16 protein-coding genes are annotated in these 17102 nt (G+C 68.9%); 11 read left to right on the forward strand and 5 right to left on the reverse strand.

Translation table 11 applies throughout. The annotated features are described in order from the left end of the window. The 6 genes from QQK83_RS16175 to hflX all read left to right on the forward strand — a co-directional run. A partial coding sequence (locus QQK83_RS16175) for a LysM peptidoglycan-binding domain-containing protein (protein ID WP_284266058.1) occupies positions 1-810 on the forward strand: 810 nt, incomplete at its 5' end. A 64-nt stretch (positions 811-874) separates the two neighbouring features. Continuing rightward, positions 875-2779: an ABCB family ABC transporter ATP-binding protein/permease gene (locus tag QQK83_RS16180; protein WP_284266059.1), complete on the forward strand. Its 1905-nt coding sequence runs from the start codon at positions 875-877 to the stop codon at positions 2777-2779. Between the two features lie 257 nt (positions 2780-3036). Beyond that, on the forward strand, positions 3037-4413 hold the full coding sequence (gene trkA / locus QQK83_RS16185; RefSeq protein WP_284266060.1) for a Trk system potassium transporter TrkA: 1377 nt from the start codon (positions 3037-3039) through the stop codon (positions 4411-4413). A gap of 4 nt (positions 4414-4417) precedes the next feature. Further along, the gene (locus QQK83_RS16190; protein ID WP_284266061.1) at positions 4418-5944 is read left to right on the forward strand and encodes a TrkH family potassium uptake protein; all 1527 of its coding nucleotides are present in this window, start codon (positions 4418-4420) and stop codon (positions 5942-5944) included. 135 nt (positions 5945-6079) lie between these two features. Beyond that, positions 6080-6313: an RNA chaperone Hfq gene (gene hfq, locus QQK83_RS16195; RefSeq protein ID WP_284266062.1), complete on the forward strand. Its 234-nt coding sequence runs from the start codon at positions 6080-6082 to the stop codon at positions 6311-6313. 41 nt (positions 6314-6354) lie between these two features. Further along, positions 6355-7620 carry a GTPase HflX gene (hflX, locus tag QQK83_RS16200; protein WP_284266063.1) on the forward strand — a complete coding sequence of 422 codons (1266 nt, stop codon included), beginning with the start codon at positions 6355-6357 and terminating at the stop codon, positions 7618-7620. Between the two features lie 75 nt (positions 7621-7695). On the opposite strand, the gene QQK83_RS16205 is transcribed toward hflX, so the two are convergent. From QQK83_RS16205 to mazG, 4 genes are all read right to left on the reverse strand, one after another. Further along, complete coding sequence (locus tag QQK83_RS16205) at positions 7696-8922, reverse strand: OmpP1/FadL family transporter (protein WP_284266064.1); 1227 nt, start codon at positions 8920-8922, stop codon at positions 7696-7698. 129 nt (positions 8923-9051) lie between these two features. Continuing rightward, complete coding sequence (locus tag QQK83_RS16210) at positions 9052-9963, reverse strand: DMT family transporter (protein WP_284266065.1); 912 nt, start codon at positions 9961-9963, stop codon at positions 9052-9054. Continuing rightward, complete coding sequence (locus tag QQK83_RS16215) at positions 9960-10304, reverse strand: hypothetical protein (protein ID WP_284266066.1); 345 nt, start codon at positions 10302-10304, stop codon at positions 9960-9962. Before QQK83_RS16215 ends, QQK83_RS16210 begins: the two co-directional genes overlap by 4 nt. Before the next feature lie 37 nt (positions 10305-10341). After that, positions 10342-11142, reverse strand: coding sequence for a nucleoside triphosphate pyrophosphohydrolase (gene mazG, locus QQK83_RS16220; RefSeq protein WP_284266067.1), 801 nt, complete (start codon positions 11140-11142; stop codon positions 10342-10344). Between the two features lie 67 nt (positions 11143-11209). Here mazG and QQK83_RS16225 point away from each other — a divergent pair, with 67 nt between their 5' ends. Beyond that, positions 11210-12376: a M20 aminoacylase family protein gene (locus QQK83_RS16225; RefSeq protein WP_284266068.1), complete on the forward strand. Its 1167-nt coding sequence runs from the start codon at positions 11210-11212 to the stop codon at positions 12374-12376. Between the two features lie 179 nt (positions 12377-12555). Here the strand turns inward: QQK83_RS16225 and QQK83_RS16230 are convergent, their stop codons facing one another. Next, positions 12556-13074: a flavin reductase family protein gene (locus QQK83_RS16230; protein ID WP_284266069.1), complete on the reverse strand. Its 519-nt coding sequence runs from the start codon at positions 13072-13074 to the stop codon at positions 12556-12558. Between the two features lie 141 nt (positions 13075-13215). Between QQK83_RS16230 and speB the strand changes: the two genes are divergently transcribed. From speB to ccmE, 4 genes are all read left to right on the forward strand, one after another. Next, positions 13216-14178 (forward strand): agmatinase, encoded by a 963-nt coding sequence (speB, locus tag QQK83_RS16235; protein ID WP_284266070.1) that lies wholly within the window; start codon positions 13216-13218, stop codon positions 14176-14178. A gap of 71 nt (positions 14179-14249) precedes the next feature. Beyond that, the gene (locus QQK83_RS16240) at positions 14250-15194 is read left to right on the forward strand and encodes a lysophospholipid acyltransferase family protein (protein WP_284266071.1); all 945 of its coding nucleotides are present in this window, start codon (positions 14250-14252) and stop codon (positions 15192-15194) included. After that, a complete protein-coding gene (locus QQK83_RS16245; RefSeq protein ID WP_284266072.1) occupies positions 15194-16015 on the forward strand; it encodes a glutamate racemase in 822 nt (273 codons plus the stop codon). The genes QQK83_RS16240 and QQK83_RS16245 overlap by 1 nt, the downstream gene beginning before the upstream one ends. Positions 16016-16214: 199 nt before the next feature. Beyond that, on the forward strand, positions 16215-16667 hold the full coding sequence (gene ccmE / locus QQK83_RS16250; RefSeq protein WP_284266073.1) for a cytochrome c maturation protein CcmE: 453 nt from the start codon (positions 16215-16217) through the stop codon (positions 16665-16667). The last annotated feature ends 435 nt before the right edge of the window (positions 16668-17102 follow it).

Raw genomic sequence — 17102 nt, forward strand, 5'->3', positions numbered from 1 at the left:
AGCAGCCCGCCCGCCACGCCGGCACCGGGCGATGCGGCAGCGGTGATCGCGGAGGCGCAAGCGCCGGTTCCCGCCGAGCCGGGCAGCACCCCTAACGCCGATGTCGCCAGTGCGGCCCTGCCGGATGCGCCGGCGGGCGTCTCCGCACCGCCCGGACCGGGCACCGATCCGGCCGCAACGGCCAGCATCGCCGGGCCCCCGCAGGGCGACAGCCCGGTTGCGGCCCCCGAGGCCGCGCCGCAGGCCCCCGCGATCCTGATGGTCGAAGCGGGCGAGGTGCGCGTGTTGCAGGGTCCGGGCTCCGCGCCAGCGGCGCAGACCGAGATCCGGCTCGACGCGATCACCTATGATGTCACCGGCGACGTGACCCTTGCGGGCCGCGGCCCCTCCGAGGCGTCGGTCCGGGTGACGCTGAACAACCAGCCCATCAACATGGGCGAGATCGGACCGGGCGGGCAATGGAGCCTCGGCCTGCCCGACGTGGACCCCGGCACCTACACGCTGCGCGTCGAGCAGCTGGCCGCCGACGGCAGCGTGACCCGCACCGTGACCACGCCCTTCCTGCGCGAGGATCCCGCCCGCATCCGCGCCAACCCGATGCTGGTCGACCCCGGCGCGTCGGTGATCACCGTGCAACGGGGTTTCACGCTCTGGGGAATCGCTGAGGCGAATTTCGGCGACGGCATCCTCTATGTTCAGATCTTCGAGGAGAACCGGGGCGAGATCCGCGACCCCGACCTGATCTTCCCCGGCCAGATCTTCGCGCTGCCCGATCTGCCGCGTGCAGGGGCGGGCGGCAGCGACCTGTAAGCGCACTGGCCATTCCGGACGGGGGGTCTTAGGTAACGGGCAAGACGCCCGCAAGGATGACCCGATGCCAGCCGACACCAAGGCCGCAGGCCCTGCCGCAGCAGCCGCAGCCGCAGCCGCAGCCCAAACCGACCGCGCCACAGCCGCACCCGCCGACAGCACCGACAACAGGTTCGAAGACCGCGAGCGCCGCTCGGCGCTGCGCACGATCCGCAAGGTCGCGCCCTATCTCTGGCCGGATGACAAGCCCTGGGTGAAACGCCGCGTGGTGATCGCGCTGGTGATGCTGGTCATCGCCAAGCTGGTCACGCTGGGCACGCCGTTCCTCTACAAGGCGGCGGTCGATGCGCTGACGGGCGAGGGGGGCGACCCCGCCATCCTGCTGGGCCTCGGCGCGGTGGGGCTGACGGTGGCCTATGGCGTGGCGCGCGCGGCGAACGTGGGCTTTCAGCAACTCCGCGACGCGGTCTTCGCGCGCGTGGCGCAGCGCGCACTGAGGCAACTGGCGCTGGAAACCTTCCAGCATATCCACGCGCTCAGCCTGCGCTACCACATCACCCGCAAGACCGGCGGCCTGTCCCGCATCATCGAGCGCGGCGTGAAGGGGGTGGAGTTCCTTCTGCGCTTCCTGCTGTTCTCGGTCGGCCCGCTGATCCTCGAGCTTCTGCTCACGGCCCTCGTGCTGGGCGCGTATTTCGACATCTCCTATCTCGTGGTCCTCGTCGTCACCATCGGGCTTTACATCTGGTTCACCTTCAAGGTGACCGAGTGGCGGGTGAAGATCCGCAAGGAGATGAACGACCAGGACACCGACGCCAACCAGAAGGCGGTGGACAGCCTGCTGAACTTCGAGACGGTCAAGTATTTCGGCGCCGAACGCCGCGAGGCCGAGCGCTATGACGGCGCGATGCGCGGCTACGAGACGGCGGCGATCAAGACCGCGCTGACGCTGGCCTTCCTGAACTTCGGCCAGTCGCTGATCATCACCGCGGGCCTCGTGATCGTGATGGTCATGGCGGCCCTCGGGGTGCAGTCGGGCGAGTTGACGGTGGGCGATTTCGTCATGGTCAACGCCTTCATGATCCAGATCACCATGCCCTTGAACTTTCTCGGCACGGTCTACCGCGAGATCCGGCAATCGCTGGTGGACATGGGCGAGATGTTCGACCTGCTGGAACAGCCGCAGGAGGTTGCGGACAAACCCGGCGCGCCCGCGCTCAAGGTCGGTGGGGCCGAGGTGGTCTTTGACGACGTGCGCTTCGCCTATGACCCGGCGCGGCCGATCCTCAAGGGGCTGTCGTTCCGCGTGGCCCCCGGCGAGACGGTGGCGCTGGTCGGCCCCTCGGGCTCGGGCAAGTCCACGATCGGGCGGCTTCTGTTCCGGTTCTACGACGTGACGGGCGGCGGCATCCGCATCGACGGGCAGGACCTGCGCGAGATCACGCAGGACAGCCTGCACGGGGCCATCGGCGTGGTGCCGCAGGACACGGTGCTGTTCAACGACACGATCCGCTACAACATCGCCTATGGCCGCGCCGAGGCCACAGAGGAGGAGATCGTGGCCGCGGCGAAGGCTGCGCGCATCCACGAGTTCATCCTGAGCCTGCCCGAAGGCTACGACACGGCTGTCGGTGAACGCGGCCTGAAGCTCTCGGGCGGCGAGAAGCAGCGCGTGGGCATCGCGCGGACGCTTCTGAAGGACCCGCCGATCCTGCTGCTGGACGAGGCGACCTCGGCGCTCGACACCGAGACCGAGCGCGACATCCAGTCGGAACTGAAGATGATGGGGCAGGGGCGCTCGGTGATCACCATCGCGCATCGGCTGTCGACGGTGGTCGAGGCCGACCAGATCCTCGTCCTGGCCGCGGGCGAGATCGTCGAGCAGGGCACCCATGACGCGCTTCTGGCCAAGGGCGGGCGCTACGCCGCGATGTGGGCGCGCCAGATGGCCGGCGAGGACGAGGCCTGAGGGGGCGCGCCGCGCGCGCGGCGCATCCCTGCGCGCCTTCGGCGCGACGCGGGGACGGATTTTGGAAAATCCGGGGGCGCCCGTGTCGGGTCTTCGTGCCCTTTCCCGACGGGCAGTCCCGTGGCGGGCCGGTCGCCGTCCGTATTTGGGGGAAGATGAAGGACGGGGTCGGGGGGCTTCGGAGGGTCGTGACGGATTGACGGCTGCGCCCGCCCGTGCCAGTCAGAGGGCCTTGGGCCTGCAGGGACAAAAGGGTCATGAAGGTCATCATCTGCGGCGCGGGCCAGGTCGGCTGGCAGATCGCGCGCCATCTTTCTTCCGAAAACAACGACGTGACGGTGGTCGACAACAACCCCGATCTCGTGCGGCGGGCGACCGACACGCTGGATGTGCGGGGGCTGACCGGCTTTGCCTCCTATCCCGACGTGCTGGACCGTGCCGGCGCGCGGGATGCGGACATGATCATCGCCGCGACCTTTTCGGACGAGGTGAACATGGTGACCTGCCAGGTCGCCCATTCCGTCTTTGCCGTGCCGCGCAAGATCGCGCGGCTGCGCGCGCAGAGCTACCTGAACGCGATCTACTCCGATCTCTACCGCCGCGACCACCTGCCGATCGACGTGGTGATCTCGCCCGAGGAGGAGGTGGCGCAGGCGGCGCTGGCGCGCATCCGCTCGCCCGCGACCTTCGACACCGAAAGCTTCCTGTCGGGGGATGCCAAGCTGCTGGGGATCCAGCTCGATGCCGATTGCCCGGTGCTGGACACGCCGCTGCGGCAGCTCTCCGAGCTGTTCTCGACGCTGCGGGCGCTGGTCGTCGGCGTGCGGCGGGACGGGACGCTGTTCGCGCCCGAACCCGGAGACCAGCTTTTCGCGGGCGACCAGATCTACGTCTTCACCCATGCCGAGGATACCGGCCGCACGCTGGAGATCTTCGGCAAGACCGCCAAGCGCCCCGAGCGCGTTCTGATCGTGGGGGGCGGCAATGTCGGGCTGACGGTGGCGCGCGCGCTGGAGCAGGGGCCCGAGCGCATCCGCACCCGCGTGATCGAGAAGACGCGGGCCCGCGCCGAGCAGGCCGCCGATGCGCTGGAGCGGACCATCGTGCTGCATGGCGACGGGCTCGACATCGAATTGCTGCGCGAGGCGGGGGTGGACCGCGTGGACGCGGTGCTGTGCGTCACCGATGACGACAAGACCAACCTGCTGGCCTCGGTCCGGGCGAAATCGGCGGGGGCGGGGCTGGCCATCGCGCTGGTCAACGACCCCACGATGGTGCCGCTGATGGGTCCGCTGGGGATCGACGCCTATGTCAATCCGCGCGCCACCACGGTCAGCTCGATCCTGCGCCACATCCGGCACGGGCGGGTGCGCGGCGTCTACTCGGTCGGCGACGCCGAGGCCGAGGTGATCGAGGCGCAGGTGCTCTCGACCTCGTCCATCGCGGGCAAGCGCATCCGCGAGATCGACTTTCCCGAGGGCGCGCTGGTGGGCGCGGTGCAGAAGGGGGGCAAGGTGGTGCGCCCCTCGGGCTCGACCCGGATCGAAGAGGGCGACAGCATCGTGATCTTCTCGCTGGCCGCCGATGTGCCCGCGGTCGAGGCGCTGCTCCAGGTCTCGATCGATTTCTTCTGAGCCGATGGCCCGCCTGCTGCACAGCCTTCCGTTCTTCGTGCTGCTCCTGGCGGTCGCGGCAGCGGCGACACTGATCCCCGCGGTCCATGGCGCGGTGGTGGGCGATTTCCGCAGCTCGCGGGTGTTCTTCTACTCGGGCATCCTGATCGCCATCGCCGCGGCGCTGATCGGGCTTGCCACCCGCTCGGCCGCCCGCGCGGAGAGCGAGCGGCGCATCCTCGTGGCGCTCCTGCTGTCCTACCTGTGGATGCCCGCGGTGCTGACCGTGCCGATGGCCGAACTGGTGGGCACGACGCGCTGGATCAACGTCTATTTCGACATGGTCTCGGCGATGACCACCACCGGCGCGCCGGTGTTCGAGCCCGCGCGGCTGGCCGACACCGTCCACCTGTGGCGCGCGACCGTGGCCTGGCTGGGCGGGCTTCTGATCTGGATCACCGCCCTGGCGGTGCTGCAGCCGCTGACGCTGGGCGGGTTCGAGGTGTCCTCCGAGGCGAACATGCCCGGCGGCATCGACGCGGGCCCGGGGCAGATGCGCGCCAAGACGCCCGGCGACCGGCTGATGCAGCAGGCGGGCATCCTGACGCCGGTCTATGTCACGCTGACGCTGGTGCTGGCGATCGGCCTTGCGCTGTCGGGGGCGCGGCCGCTGCACGCGGTCATCCACGCGATGTCGACGCTCTCGACATCGGGGATCAGTGCGACCGGCGGGCTGGAGGGCAGTGGCGCGGGTGCGGCGGGCGAAGTGCTGATCTTCGTCTTCTTCGTCTTCGCGTTGACGCGGCGCAGCTTTGCCGCGGGGCTGGGCGGGTTCGGCCTGGAGACCGCCCGGCGGCTCGGACGCGACCGCGAGCTGCGCATCGCGCTGGCGGCGGTGGTGGTGTTGCCGACGCTTCTCTTCGCGCGGCACTGGGTCGGCGCGCTGGAGGTGGACGACCTCGCCAATGCCGGTGGCGCGCTGGCGGCGCTCTGGGGCAGCGTCTTTACCGTGCTGTCCTTCCTGACGACCACGGGCTTCGTCTCGGAAAGCTGGGCCGAGGCGCGCAGCTGGTCGGGGCTGCAGACGCCGGGCCTGATCCTGGTGGCGCTGGTGACCATGGGCGGCGGCGTGGCCACGACGGCGGGGGGGCTGAAGCTGCTCAGGGTCTACGCGCTCTACAAGCATGGCGCGCGCGAGATCGACCGGCTGATCCACCCCCATGCGGTCGCGGGCGCGGGCCGCCTGGGCCGCCGCATCCGCCGCGAGGGCGCCTATATCGCCTGGGTCTTCTTCATGCTGTTCGTGCTGTCGCTGGCCGGCGTGATGGTGGCGCTGGCGGCGACGGGCCTGTCCTTCGAGGCGTCGCTGGTGCTGGGCCTCTCGGCGCTGTCGACGACGGGGCCGCTGGCGACCGTGGCGGCAACCCAGCCGATCTCCTACCTTGCGCTGTCGGATGCGGCCAAGCTGATCCTGTCGGCCGCGATGATCCTCGGCCGGATGGAAACGCTGGTTCTGATCGCGGTGTTCAACCCGGCCTTCTGGCGCGGATAGGCCGAAACCCGCGCCGTGCAGGCACAGGGTTGATCTTTGCCGCGAAATACCGGCACACATGGGGGACGGAACTTATTTGGACCCCAACAGACTTGCCCAGACAACGGCAGCCCAACGCAAGAAGGCGCAAATAACATGGCCGAAAACAGACAGAACCTTCAGGACGCCTTTCTCAACCATGTCCGCAAGACGAAGGTTCCGGTGACGATCTTCCTCATCAACGGGGTCAAGCTGCAAGGCGTGATCACCTGGTTCGACAATTTCTGCGTGCTTCTGCGCCGCGACGGGCAGAGCCAGCTGGTCTACAAGCACGCGATCTCGACCGTGATGCCGGCGCAGCCGATCAATCTTTATGACGGGGAAGAGTGAGCCTCCGAGCCGCGCCCCCTTCCGCATCTGACGACAGCGCCATGGGCTCCGGGCCCATGCGCGCCCTCGTGCTGCATCCCGACATCACCTCGGACCGCTCGAGGCGCGAAGCGGGCCCCGCACTGGGCGAGGCCGTGGCGCTTGCCGCGGCGCTGCCCGATCTCGAGGTCGCCGACGCGATGATCGTGCGCCTGCCACGCGCGCAGCCGGGGCTGTTGTTCGGGACCGGCAAGATCGCCGAGCTGAAGGAGCGGATCAAGGCGCTCGAGGTCGGCCTCGTGCTGATCGACGGGCCGGTGACACCCGTGCAGCAGCGCAACCTCGAGAAGGAATGGGGGGTCAAGCTGCTCGACCGGACCGGGCTGATCCTCGAGATCTTCGCCGACCGCGCCGCCACGCGCGAGGGCGTGCTGCAGGTGGAGCTTGCGGCGCTCAGCTACCAGCGCACGCGGCTGGTGCGCGCATGGACACACCTGGAACGCCAGCGCGGCGGCCTCGGCTTCGTGGGCGGCCCCGGCGAGACCCAGATCGAGGCCGACAGGCGCGCCATCGACGAGGCGGTGACGCGTATTCGCCGCCAGCTGTCCAAGGTGGTGAAGACCCGCGCGCTGCACCGCGAGGCGCGGAAAAAGGTGCCTTATCCCATCGTGGCGCTGGTGGGCTACACCAACGCGGGGAAATCCACGCTGTTCAACCGGCTGACCGGCGCGGATGTCATGGCCAAGGACATGCTCTTCGCCACGCTCGACCCGACCATGCGCGGCGTCGAACTGCCCGACGGGACCGAGGTGATCCTGTCGGACACCGTGGGCTTCATCAGCGACCTGCCGACGCAGCTGGTCGCTGCCTTCCGCGCCACGCTGGAGGAGGTTCTGGACGCCGACCTGATCCTCCATGTCCGCGACATCAGCCACCCCGAGACCGAGGAACAGGCCGCCGAGGTTCACGCGATCCTGCGCGATCTGGGCGTGTCCGAGACCGCACCGATGCTCGAGGTCTGGAACAAGATGGACCTCGTGCAGGGCGAGGCCGCGGCGGCGCTGCCCGCCATGGCCGCCCGCCGCCCGCTGGTCTTCCCGGTCTCGGCGCTGACGGGCGAGGGGCTGGGGCCGCTGCTCGCGGCGGTCTCCGACACGCTCTCGCCGCCCCGCCACCGCGCCGAGGTTCGGCTGGGCCACGAAGACGGGCGCAGGCGCGCCTGGCTTTACGCGCAGGGCGTTGTCGAGAGCGAAAAGGCGGGCGAGGACGAGACGCGTCTCGTGGTCCTGTGGACCGCGCGGCAGGAACAGGCGTTCCGGCGGCTCTGATTCCGCGGTCAGGCAGGCAAGAAAAAACCCCCGCGCCTGCGGCGCGGGGGTATGTTTTTTGCCTGTGCGGCGATGTCAGAACTGGATGCCGAGGCGGATCCCCGCGGCCAGCGCGTCGTTGTTGGTGAAGTTGGCAAGAACGGTGTCGGGCGACCCTTCGGTCTGCGCATCGCCGATCTTGCTCCACTGCACGCCGCCCGCAAGGCTGACCGTATCGGTGATCTGGTATTCGGCTCCGATGCCCAGCGACATACGCCCGTCGGTCGGACCCAGGTTGCCGGAGAACCCGCCCAGCTGTGCCTCGTAGCCGAGCGAGGCCGACACCGCGAGATCGTCATTGATCCGGCGACCGACACCGAGCGACCAGGTCCAGACGTCGTTTTCGTAATCCACCAGCGACACGCCGGGATAGGCGTTCGGAGTGATGTCGAAGCCGTCCCAGTTGGTCCAACGGACCGAGCCGAAGAGCAGCGTGCCCGGGGCGATGCCCGACTGTGCTTCGACCAGCAGGGATTGCGGCATCGTCACGTCAAAACGGGTCGGGGCAACGTTGCCGGACGAGACCGGTTGGCCGAGCAGAGGTGCGAGTTGTCCGATTGCAGCAAGGACTTGCTGCGTGTCCAGCGGGTTCTGCACCGGGCTGAAGAGGGGGTCTGCCCCCTCGGTTCCCGAAAGGGTCGACTTGATCTCGGAGAAATAGGTCACGGCCACGCGCAAAGCGATCTCGGGGATCTCGTAGGCACCACCGAGCATGTAGCCCAAGGACCAATCGCTATCGGCCGTCAGTTCGTAGTTGAAGCCGCTCACCCCGACCGCCGGGTTGGTGATCACGCCGCCCAATGCCGTCACATAGGCATCCCCCTGGATGCGGAGGGCACGCAAGCCGCCGTAGACCGAGAGATTGTCGGTCAGACCTGCGCGCAAGGCAGCCGTCAGTTGCTGGGTGCGGATCTCGGCTTCGGACCCGGCGAAGGGATAACCGGTCGTGGCGAACACACCGTTGTAGGCCACGTCCGCGCCATAGGGCGCATCGACGACAAGACCGAAGGTCAGCGTGTCGGTGACCTCCTGCGTGTAGCTGAGAGTGGCGAAATTGTAGCTTGGAGCAATATCGCCCGACGGAGTGCCGTTGGAAGCAAGGGTGCCGGACACCGTGGGCGAGACGGTTGAGAAACCCAGCTCGAGGTAGGTGCCGCTTTCAAACAGGAAGCCCGTGCCCAGCGTGTTCCGATCCAGCCCCCCCGCCTGCGCAAGTGCCGTCGTTGCCAGAAGCGCCGCGCTGGCGGCTGCGATGCGGTTCATGGTTGTCCTCCCCAACTGTCCCGACATGTCCATTCCAGTCTTAGCCGTGATCGTTTCGATTTCGTCAATTCTTCCGCGACGTCACGCCCCATCCGGTCGCCATGACGCAGGGCGTCTGTGTCCGTTCTGCTACAGGGGGCGACCCGCGCGCGCCCGGCGGCCGCTGGTCAGGATGTTGAGGTAATTCGCCCCGAAAATAAGCACGGCCCCCAGCAGTACCCCCCATTCCAGCGGCTCGGCGTAAAGCACCACGCCCACCACCGCGATGGCCGGAAGCCGGGCGAAATCCATCGGCATCACGACCGAGGCCGGCGCGATGGAAAGCGCCGTGGTCAGGCAGAAATGCGCGGTCAGCCCGCCCAGCCCGATGACCATCAGCCAAGGCAGCATCGCCGCCGAGGGCACAGCCATGTCGCCGTCCCAGAGGCAGGCCACCAGCCCCACGCCCAGTTGGATCACCGTCAGCCAGAACAGGATACAGGTGATCGATTCCGTCCGTGTCAGCCGCTTGGTCAGGATCGCCGTGGTGGCGAAGAACACCGCCGCCGTCGCCGCCGCGACCATCCCCACCGAGATCGCCTGCGCGCCCGGTTGCACCACGATCAGCACGCCGGTGAAGCCCAGAACGCCCGCCAGCACCTTCCACCGCGTCAGCCGCTCGCCGAGGAAGATCGCGGCGAAGACCATCGTCCAGAGCGGCGAGGTGAACTCGAGCGCGAAGACCAGCGCGAGGGGGGCCACCGTGACGGCGTAGAACCACAGGTTCTGCCCGGTGAAATGGGCGAGGTTGCGGAACACATGCACCCCCATGTGCCGCGTCGTGATCTGGCCCAGCGTGCCCGCCGCGGCCCCCACCGCCAGCACGACAACCACCCCGATGATCGAGCGGTATGTCATCATCTCGAAGGTGTCGAGCTCGAGCGAGGCCTCGCGCCCCGCCACCGCCATCGACGAGAATGCCACGATCGCGCCCAGCATCCAAAGCGCCGCGCGCAACGGCTGGTGCGGCGCCTCGAGCGGGGCGGCGGCGGTCTGGCTCATGGTGTGATCTCCCTGCAGCAGCCCCGGACCGGGCTGCGGCCCTCGTCCGTGGGAATGCCCAGTTCCACGGCAAAGGGCAAGTCCAGCCCGAAGATGCGGCAGCTCTCGCGGCTGAGGAACACCGGCAGCGGCCCGCCCGCGGTGGCGATCTCGTGGCGTGCGAACAGCTCGGGCAGGCGGTCGAGGGGCGGGGAGAGCGCGAAGCGACCGTCGCCGAGATAGTCGAGCAGCGCGGTGTCGTCCGAGAGCGTCAGCATCACCCCCGGCGGCCCGGCAAGGCAATGCAGCGTCGCGGCCTGCGCGGGCGTGGCAAGGGTCAGGGACAGGAGAAGGGCGCGCATGCGCCGGATATGGCGCGATCCCCCCGCCGGGCGAGGGTCAGAGACCGGCGGCCTTGGCCGCATCCCAGAGCGCGTCCATCTCGGCCAGGTCGCTGTCCTCGGGGCGCTTGCCCCGCTTGGCCAGCTCCGCCTCGATATGGGCGAAGCGGAGGGTGAATTTCGCATTGGCCCGGCGCAGCGCGGTTTCGGGATCGACCTTCAGATGCCGGGCGAGGTTGGCCATGACGAAGAGCAGGTCGCCCATCTCCTCCTCGATCTTGTCCTGCGGCAGCGTCTCGCGCGCCTCGGCCAGCTCGCGCGCCTCCTCGGCGATCTTGTCGATCACATGCCCGATCTCGGGCCAGTCGAAGCCGACGCGCGCCGCGCGCTTCTGCAGCTTTTCCGCCCGCATCAGCGCGGGCAGGCCCATGGCCACGTCATCGAGCACACCGCCGCGGGCCTTCGCCGCCCGCTCGGCCGCCTTGACGCTTTCCCAATCGGCGACCTGCTGCTCGGCGGATTTCGCGTTGCTCTCCTCGCCGAAGACATGGGGATGCCGCGCGATCATCTTGTCGGCGATGGCGCCCGCCACGTCGTCGAGGTCGAACAGCCCCGCTTCCTCGGCCATCCGGGCATGGAAGACCGACTGGAACAGCAAATCCCCCAGCTCGCCCTTCAGCTCGTCCCAATCCTGCCGCTCGATCGCGTCGGCGACCTCGTAGGCCTCTTCGATCGTGTAGGGCGCGATGGTGGCGAAGGTCTGTTCCACGTCCCAGGGGCAGCCCGTGACGGGGTCGCGCAGGCGCGCCATGATCGTGCGCAGCCGTTCGAGCGGGGGCAGGGTGGCAAGGTCGTCCATTGCGGGTGCCGCGTCTCCGTGACAGTCTCGGCCCCTTAGAGCCAACCCATCCCCCGGAGTCCAGCACATGCCCGTCATCAACCGCATCGCAGGACTGCACGAGACCATGACCGGCTGGCGCAGGCACCTGCACGCGCATCCCGAGATTGCCTTCGACTGCGTCGGGACGGCTGCCTTCGTGGCGGCAAGGCTGCGCGAGATCGGGGTGGACGAGATCCACGAGGGGATTGCGAAAACCGGCATCGTGGCGTTGATCGAAGGGCAGGGGCCGGGCCCGGTGGTGGGCCTGCGCGCCGACATGGACGCGCTGCCGATGACCGAGGAGACGGGCGTGGCCCATGCGTCAGAAGTGCCCGGCGCGATGCATGCCTGCGGGCATGACGGGCATACCGCGATGCTGCTGGGCGCTGCGGCCTACCTGGCCGAGACGCGGGCGTTCCGGGGCAAGGTCGCGCTGATCTTCCAGCCCGCCGAGGAAGACGGCGGCGGGGCGGGCGTGATGGTCGAGGAAGGCGTGATGGACCGCTTCGACATCGCCGAGGTCTACGCGCTGCACAACGCGCCGGGGCTGGCGCTGGGGCAGGTGTTGACCACGCCCGGGCCGATCATGGCGGCGGTGGACGAGTTCACCATCCACATCGAGGGGCGCGGCGGGCACGGCGCCATGCCGCACGAGACCGCCGACCCGATCCCGGCGGCGGTCTCGATGGTGCAAGCGATCCAGACGATCGTGTCGCGCAACCATTACGCGCTCGACGACCTCGTCGTCTCGGTGACGCAGATCCACGCGGGGACGACGAACAACGTGATCCCCGGCGGCGCGATGATCAACGGCACGGTGCGGACCTTCGACCGGGCGGTGCAGGAGATGGTGATCCGCCGGATGGAGGAGATCGTGGCGGGGCAGGCGGCGAGCTTCGGGGTCTCCGCCACGCTCGACTACGAGATCGGCTATCCCGCCACGATCAACGACGCCGCCCGCGCCGAGTTCGCCGCCGAGGTGGCAGCCGAGGTCGTGGGCGAAGGGCTGGTCGATGGACACTCCGGCCGCGAGATGGGGGCGGAGGATTTCGCCTACATGCTCGAGGCGCGTCCGGGGGCCTACCTCTTCGTGGGCGCGGGGCCGGGGGCGGGGTTGCACAACACGCGCTACGATTTCAACGATGATCTGCTGCCGATCGGGGCGAGCCTGCTGGCGCGGCTCGCCGAGCGGGCCCTGCCGGTGAGCGGCTGACGGGCGCGGATTTCGGGGCGAAATCCGAAGGGCGGGGGGCGCGCCGCTGACGCGGCGCGGGTGCGAATTTTCGTACGAAAATTCCGTTTGAGGGTGTGAATTTTCGTACGAAAATTCGGGGGGGCTCTGCCCCCATCCCTTCGGGATTCCCCCGGGATATTTCCGAAACGGAGAAGGGGTCAGTGATCCTCGGGGCGCAGGTATCTGCGCATCCCGTAAAGCAGCGGGTCGCCCTCGGGAGATGTGCGCACGGCCTCGACCGCGCCGATGCAGATATGGTGGGTGCCGATCTTTTCCGCCGAGATCAGGCGGCAGTCGAAGCTGACCAGCGCCTCGGTTAGATGCGGCGCGCCGGTGACGAGCGTTGCCACTTTCACCGCGTTGAACTTGTCGCCGCCCGGCGCGGGCCTGCGCGAGGAAAAGACATCCGAGATGTCGGTCTGCCCGGTGCGCAGCACGTTGATGCAGAAACAGCCGTTCTCCAGCACCAGCGGCAGCGCCGAGGAGGTGGCGTTGAGGCAGGTGAGCATCGTCGGAAATTCGCCTTCCGCCGAGATCGAGGTCATCGCCGAGACCGTCACGCCGCCACGCCCCGCGGGCCCGTCGGTGGTGACGACCGAGACGCTGGCCGCCGACCGGCTCATCCCCTCGAGAAAGGCGTCGCGCAGCGCCTGCTCCCCGTCCTGACGGTCGGTCATCTGTCCTGTCTCCCGTAACTCTGCCTGCCGGGCGGGTGTGCCCCAAGCGGCAGCTAGCGGCAAGGGCGCGAAAGTCACGCGCGCGCTTGCCTTTCGCCGCGGAAGCGGGCAGCGAAGGTGCGTCGGACCGGAGGGAGCGTCATGGCACTGGAAGATGCGAAGCACGAGGTCGACCGCGCGATCACCGCGACGGAGCTGAAGGGGCTTGCCTACGAGAACGCCTTTGCCGGGGTGCCCAGTTTTCTCAGGCGGCGCTATGCCAAGGACCTTGCGGGCGTCGACCTCGCGGTGACCGGCATCCCCTTCGACCAGGCGGTGACGCACCGGCCCGGCACCCGGCTGGGGCCGCGGGCGATCCGCGAGGCCTCGCTCTTGCAACCCTTTGATCCGCCCTACGGCTGGGACGGGTTCTCGCCGCTCGAGCGTTTCGCCATCGCCGATCACGGCGACATGGCCTTCGACTATGCCCATACGGCCGATGTGCCCGCACGGATCGAGGCGCATGTTGCGGGCATTCTCGGGGCGGGGGCCGCCTGCATCGCGCTGGGGGGGGATCATTCGATCACGCTGCCGATCCTGCGGGCGCAGGCGGCGAAACACGGGCCGCTGGCGCTGATCCAGTTCGACGCGCATACCGACACCTGGCCGGATGACGATCCGGCGCGGATCGACCACGGCACCTTCTGCTACACCGCGGTGAAGGAGGGGCTGATCGACGTCACCCGCTCGGCCCATGTGGGCATCCGCACCGTGGTCGAGGACAATCTCGGCATCGAGATCATCGACGCGCAGGCGGTGGGCGCGCGCGGCACGGCGGCGGTGGCCGAGGCGCTGCGGGCCAAGGTCGGCGACCATCCGGTCTACCTGAGTTTCGACATCGACGCGCTCGACCCCGCCCATGCGCCGGGCACCGGCACGCCGGTCTGGGGGGGCCTGTCGAGCCGCGAGGCGGCGGCGATCCTGCGCGGGCTGGCGGGGATCAACCTGGTGGGGGGCGACGTGGTCGAGGTCTCGCCGCCCTATGACCACGCGAACATCACCGCGGTGGCCGCGGCCCATGTGGCGATGGAGCTGATCTGCCTTTGGGGCTGGAGGCGGGCGTAACGCGCTGGACCGACTCGCGCGCTGCGGCTAAACCGCCTCCACAGGCCAGAGCGAACAGGACGACCCGCGCCATGCCCCGCCGTGACCGATCCCCGGACAGCCGCGCCGTGGCGCGCGAGATTTCCTATGCCTCCTCGGCCGCCTCGCGCGGGGGGCGGGCGATGATCCGCGTGATGGAGAACGCGACCGGCCGCATCGGCCTGATCCGCAAGGCCCAGGGCTATGACAGCGAGGTGCGGCAGGGCCGCGATTTCTGGGAGGTCATGGTCGAACGTTACGGGCTGGAGCTGCGGGTGACCGGCGGCAGCCTGTCGACCATCCCCGCCGAAGGCCCCGTCGTGATGATCGCCAACCACCCCTACGGCATCCTCGACGGGCTGATGATGGGCCATATCCTGGCGCAGGCGCGGGGCGATTTCCGCATCCTCGCCCATCGCATCTTCCGCAAGGCCGAGGATATCGAGCGGATCATCCTGCCGATCTCCTTCGACGAGACGAAGGAGGCCTTGGCCCTCAACATCGAGACGCGCAAGACCGCGCTGCGCTACCTGGCCGACGGGGGCGCCATCGGCATCTTTCCCGGCGGCACCGTCTCGACCGCGGCGCGGCCCTTCGGGCGGCCGATGGACCCCGGCTGGCGCAGCTTCACGGCGCGGATGATCGCCAAGTCCGACGCCACCGTGGTGCCGGTCTTCTTCGACGGCCACAACTCGCGCCTGTTCCAGCTGATGAGCCACCTGCACACGACGCTGCGCATGGGCCTTCTGATCAAGGAATTCCGGGCCCGGGTGAACAGCCCCGTGGAGGTGGTGATCGGCGACCCGATCCCGCGCGCGGCCCTCGAGCCCTACGCCCGCGACGCGAAGGCGATGATGGATTTCCTGCGTGAAACCACCTATGCGCTCAGTCCCCGGCCGCTGGATGCGCGCGCGCGGGGCTTCGAGTTCGAGGATCGCCACCGCGACCCGGACCAATCGGCGGGCCGCGTGCGCGGCGCATTGAAGGACAGGTATTGATGGCGGTCGGGATTTTCGACAGTGGGCTGGGCGGGTTGACCGTGCTTGACGCGGTGGTCAAACGCCTGCCCGACACGCCGCTGGTCTATTTCGGCGACAATGCGCACGCGCCTTACGGCGTGCGCGACGCGGACGATATCTACGACCTGACGACGCAGGGCGTGCAGGCGCTGTTCGACCAGGGTTGCGACCTTGTCATCCTTGCCTGCAACACCGCCTCGGCCGCGGCGCTGCGGCGGATGCAGGAAGGCTGGGTGCCGCGCGACAAGCGGGTGCTGGGTGTCTTCGTGCCGCTGATCGAGGCGCTGACGGAACGCAAATGGGGCGACAACTCGCCCCCGCGGCCCGTCGCCGTGGAGACCGTCGCGCTCTTCGCCACGCCGGCCACCGTCTCGAGCCGCGCCTTCCAGCGCGAGCTGGCCTTCCGCGCCATCGGCGTCGATGTCGAGGCGCAGCCCTGCGCGGGCGTCGTCGACGCGATCGAGATGGGGGACATGATCCTGGCCGATGCGCTGGTGCGCAGCCATGTGGAATCGCTGATGCGCCGGATGCCCAAGCCGCAGGCGGCGATCCTCGGCTGCACCCATTACCCGCTGGTCGAAGAGGTGTTCCGCGACGCGCTCGGCCCCGATGTGGCGGTCTATTCGCAACCCGACCTCGTGGCCGAGGCGCTGGCCGATTACCTCGCCCGGCACCCCGACAAGGTCGGGCCGGGAACCGTGTCGAAATTCCTGACCACGGGGGATGCGAAATCGGTGTCGAACAAGGCCACGCAGTTCCTGCGCCGCCGGATCGAGTTCGAAGCGGCCCCGGCCGGGTAGCACCGGGCAGCCGCGGGGCAGGGCGGGCCCGCGCCGTTCCATGGTGCCGGTTTCGCCGCGGCAGGTCATGCGGCAGATGGGCCGATGCCGCCGCTCCCCCTCGACAGACGCCCCGCGAGGGGCCACATATGAGGCACCGGAGGGCAGGCCGGACAGGGGCGCAGTGCGCCCGCCAGCGTCTGAGAGGAGAGACCGACCCATGCGGGGCCTGAAGAAACAACGCCGGATCCAGATCATCATGGCCGCCACCGCGGCGCTTACGCTGTCGGCGGGGCTGATCGGTTACGCGATGCGCGACGGGATCAACTTCTTCCGTCCGCCCTCGGAAATCGTGGACAATCCGCCGCCGCCCACCGAGGTGTTCCGCATCGGCGGGCTGGTCGAGGAAGGCACCCTGATCCGCGGCGGCGGCGAGACGATCAGCTTTCGCGTCACCGACGGCGGCGCATCCATCCCGGTGACCTATACCGGTATCCTGCCCGACCTTTTCGGCGAGGGCGAGGGGATGGTAGGCACCGGGCGGCTGGTGGACGGCACCTTCGAGGCGACCGAGATCCTCGCGCGCCACGACGAGACCTACATGCCCGCCGAGGTGATCGAAGCGCTGGAGGCGCAGGGCGTCTACCGCGACCCGAACGCGCCGGAAAGCTGACCGGTCTTCACCGTTCTTCAACCTTTCCGTGCGAGTGTTCCCGCCCATGGACATGTCCGGTGGGCGGGTGACGCCGCTTGCCACCCCAAGGTTTCCGTTCCGCGGCCCCGCTTACCCCTGACAAGGGCGCGGCGGTGGCGGGCCGATCAGAGCCGGACAACAGGCGGGCCACGTCGATACCGTGGCCCGTGACGGAAGCCGCCCTTGGCGGCGCCGCCATTCTTGTGACTTTCCCCGTCGCGCCTCCCTTTCGTCGGACAGCGACAGGGCCAGCCCGAGCGCCGCTTTCCCTGACGGGACCCGGCGGAAAACATGCGTTTTCCGAAGGGCGGCCCGCGCGCGCGGGCCGGGCGCTCAGCCCGACGCCGCCAGCAGGGCGGCATTGCCGCCCGCTGCCGTCGTGTCGATGCACAGGTGCCGTTCCAGCACCAGCCG

The organism is Roseicyclus amphidinii (assembly GCF_030163755.1).
In the GTDB taxonomy this organism is placed as follows: Bacteria; Pseudomonadota; Alphaproteobacteria; order Rhodobacterales; family Rhodobacteraceae; genus Roseicyclus; species Roseicyclus amphidinii.

What these genes read in the sequence shown, in the direction of transcription:
- speB (WP_284266070.1), top strand. Translation starts at nt 13,216, where the DNA reads ATGGCACTGGAAGATGCGAAGCACGAGGTCGACCGCGCGATCACCGCG.
- QQK83_RS16240 (WP_284266071.1), top strand. Translation starts at nt 14,250, where the DNA reads ATGCCCCGCCGTGACCGATCCCCGGACAGCCGCGCCGTGGCGCGCGAG.
- hfq (WP_284266062.1), top strand. Translation starts at nt 6,080, where the DNA reads ATGGCCGAAAACAGACAGAACCTTCAGGACGCCTTTCTCAACCATGTC.
- QQK83_RS16205 (WP_284266064.1), bottom strand. Translation starts at nt 8,922, where the DNA reads ATGAACCGCATCGCAGCCGCCAGCGCGGCGCTTCTGGCAACGACGGCA.
- QQK83_RS16225 (WP_284266068.1), top strand. Translation starts at nt 11,210, where the DNA reads ATGCCCGTCATCAACCGCATCGCAGGACTGCACGAGACCATGACCGGC.
- QQK83_RS16190 (WP_284266061.1), top strand. Translation starts at nt 4,418, where the DNA reads ATGGCCCGCCTGCTGCACAGCCTTCCGTTCTTCGTGCTGCTCCTGGCG.
- QQK83_RS16215 (WP_284266066.1), bottom strand. Translation starts at nt 10,304, where the DNA reads ATGCGCGCCCTTCTCCTGTCCCTGACCCTTGCCACGCCCGCGCAGGCC.
- ccmE (WP_284266073.1), top strand. Translation starts at nt 16,215, where the DNA reads ATGCGGGGCCTGAAGAAACAACGCCGGATCCAGATCATCATGGCCGCC.
- QQK83_RS16180 (WP_284266059.1), top strand. Translation starts at nt 875, where the DNA reads ATGCCAGCCGACACCAAGGCCGCAGGCCCTGCCGCAGCAGCCGCAGCC.
- mazG (WP_284266067.1), bottom strand. Translation starts at nt 11,142, where the DNA reads ATGGACGACCTTGCCACCCTGCCCCCGCTCGAACGGCTGCGCACGATC.
- QQK83_RS16210 (WP_284266065.1), bottom strand. Translation starts at nt 9,963, where the DNA reads ATGAGCCAGACCGCCGCCGCCCCGCTCGAGGCGCCGCACCAGCCGTTG.
- QQK83_RS16245 (WP_284266072.1), top strand. Translation starts at nt 15,194, where the DNA reads ATGGCGGTCGGGATTTTCGACAGTGGGCTGGGCGGGTTGACCGTGCTT.
- QQK83_RS16230 (WP_284266069.1), bottom strand. Translation starts at nt 13,074, where the DNA reads ATGACCGACCGTCAGGACGGGGAGCAGGCGCTGCGCGACGCCTTTCTC.
- trkA (WP_284266060.1), top strand. Translation starts at nt 3,037, where the DNA reads ATGAAGGTCATCATCTGCGGCGCGGGCCAGGTCGGCTGGCAGATCGCG.
- hflX (WP_284266063.1), top strand. Translation starts at nt 6,355, where the DNA reads ATGGGCTCCGGGCCCATGCGCGCCCTCGTGCTGCATCCCGACATCACC.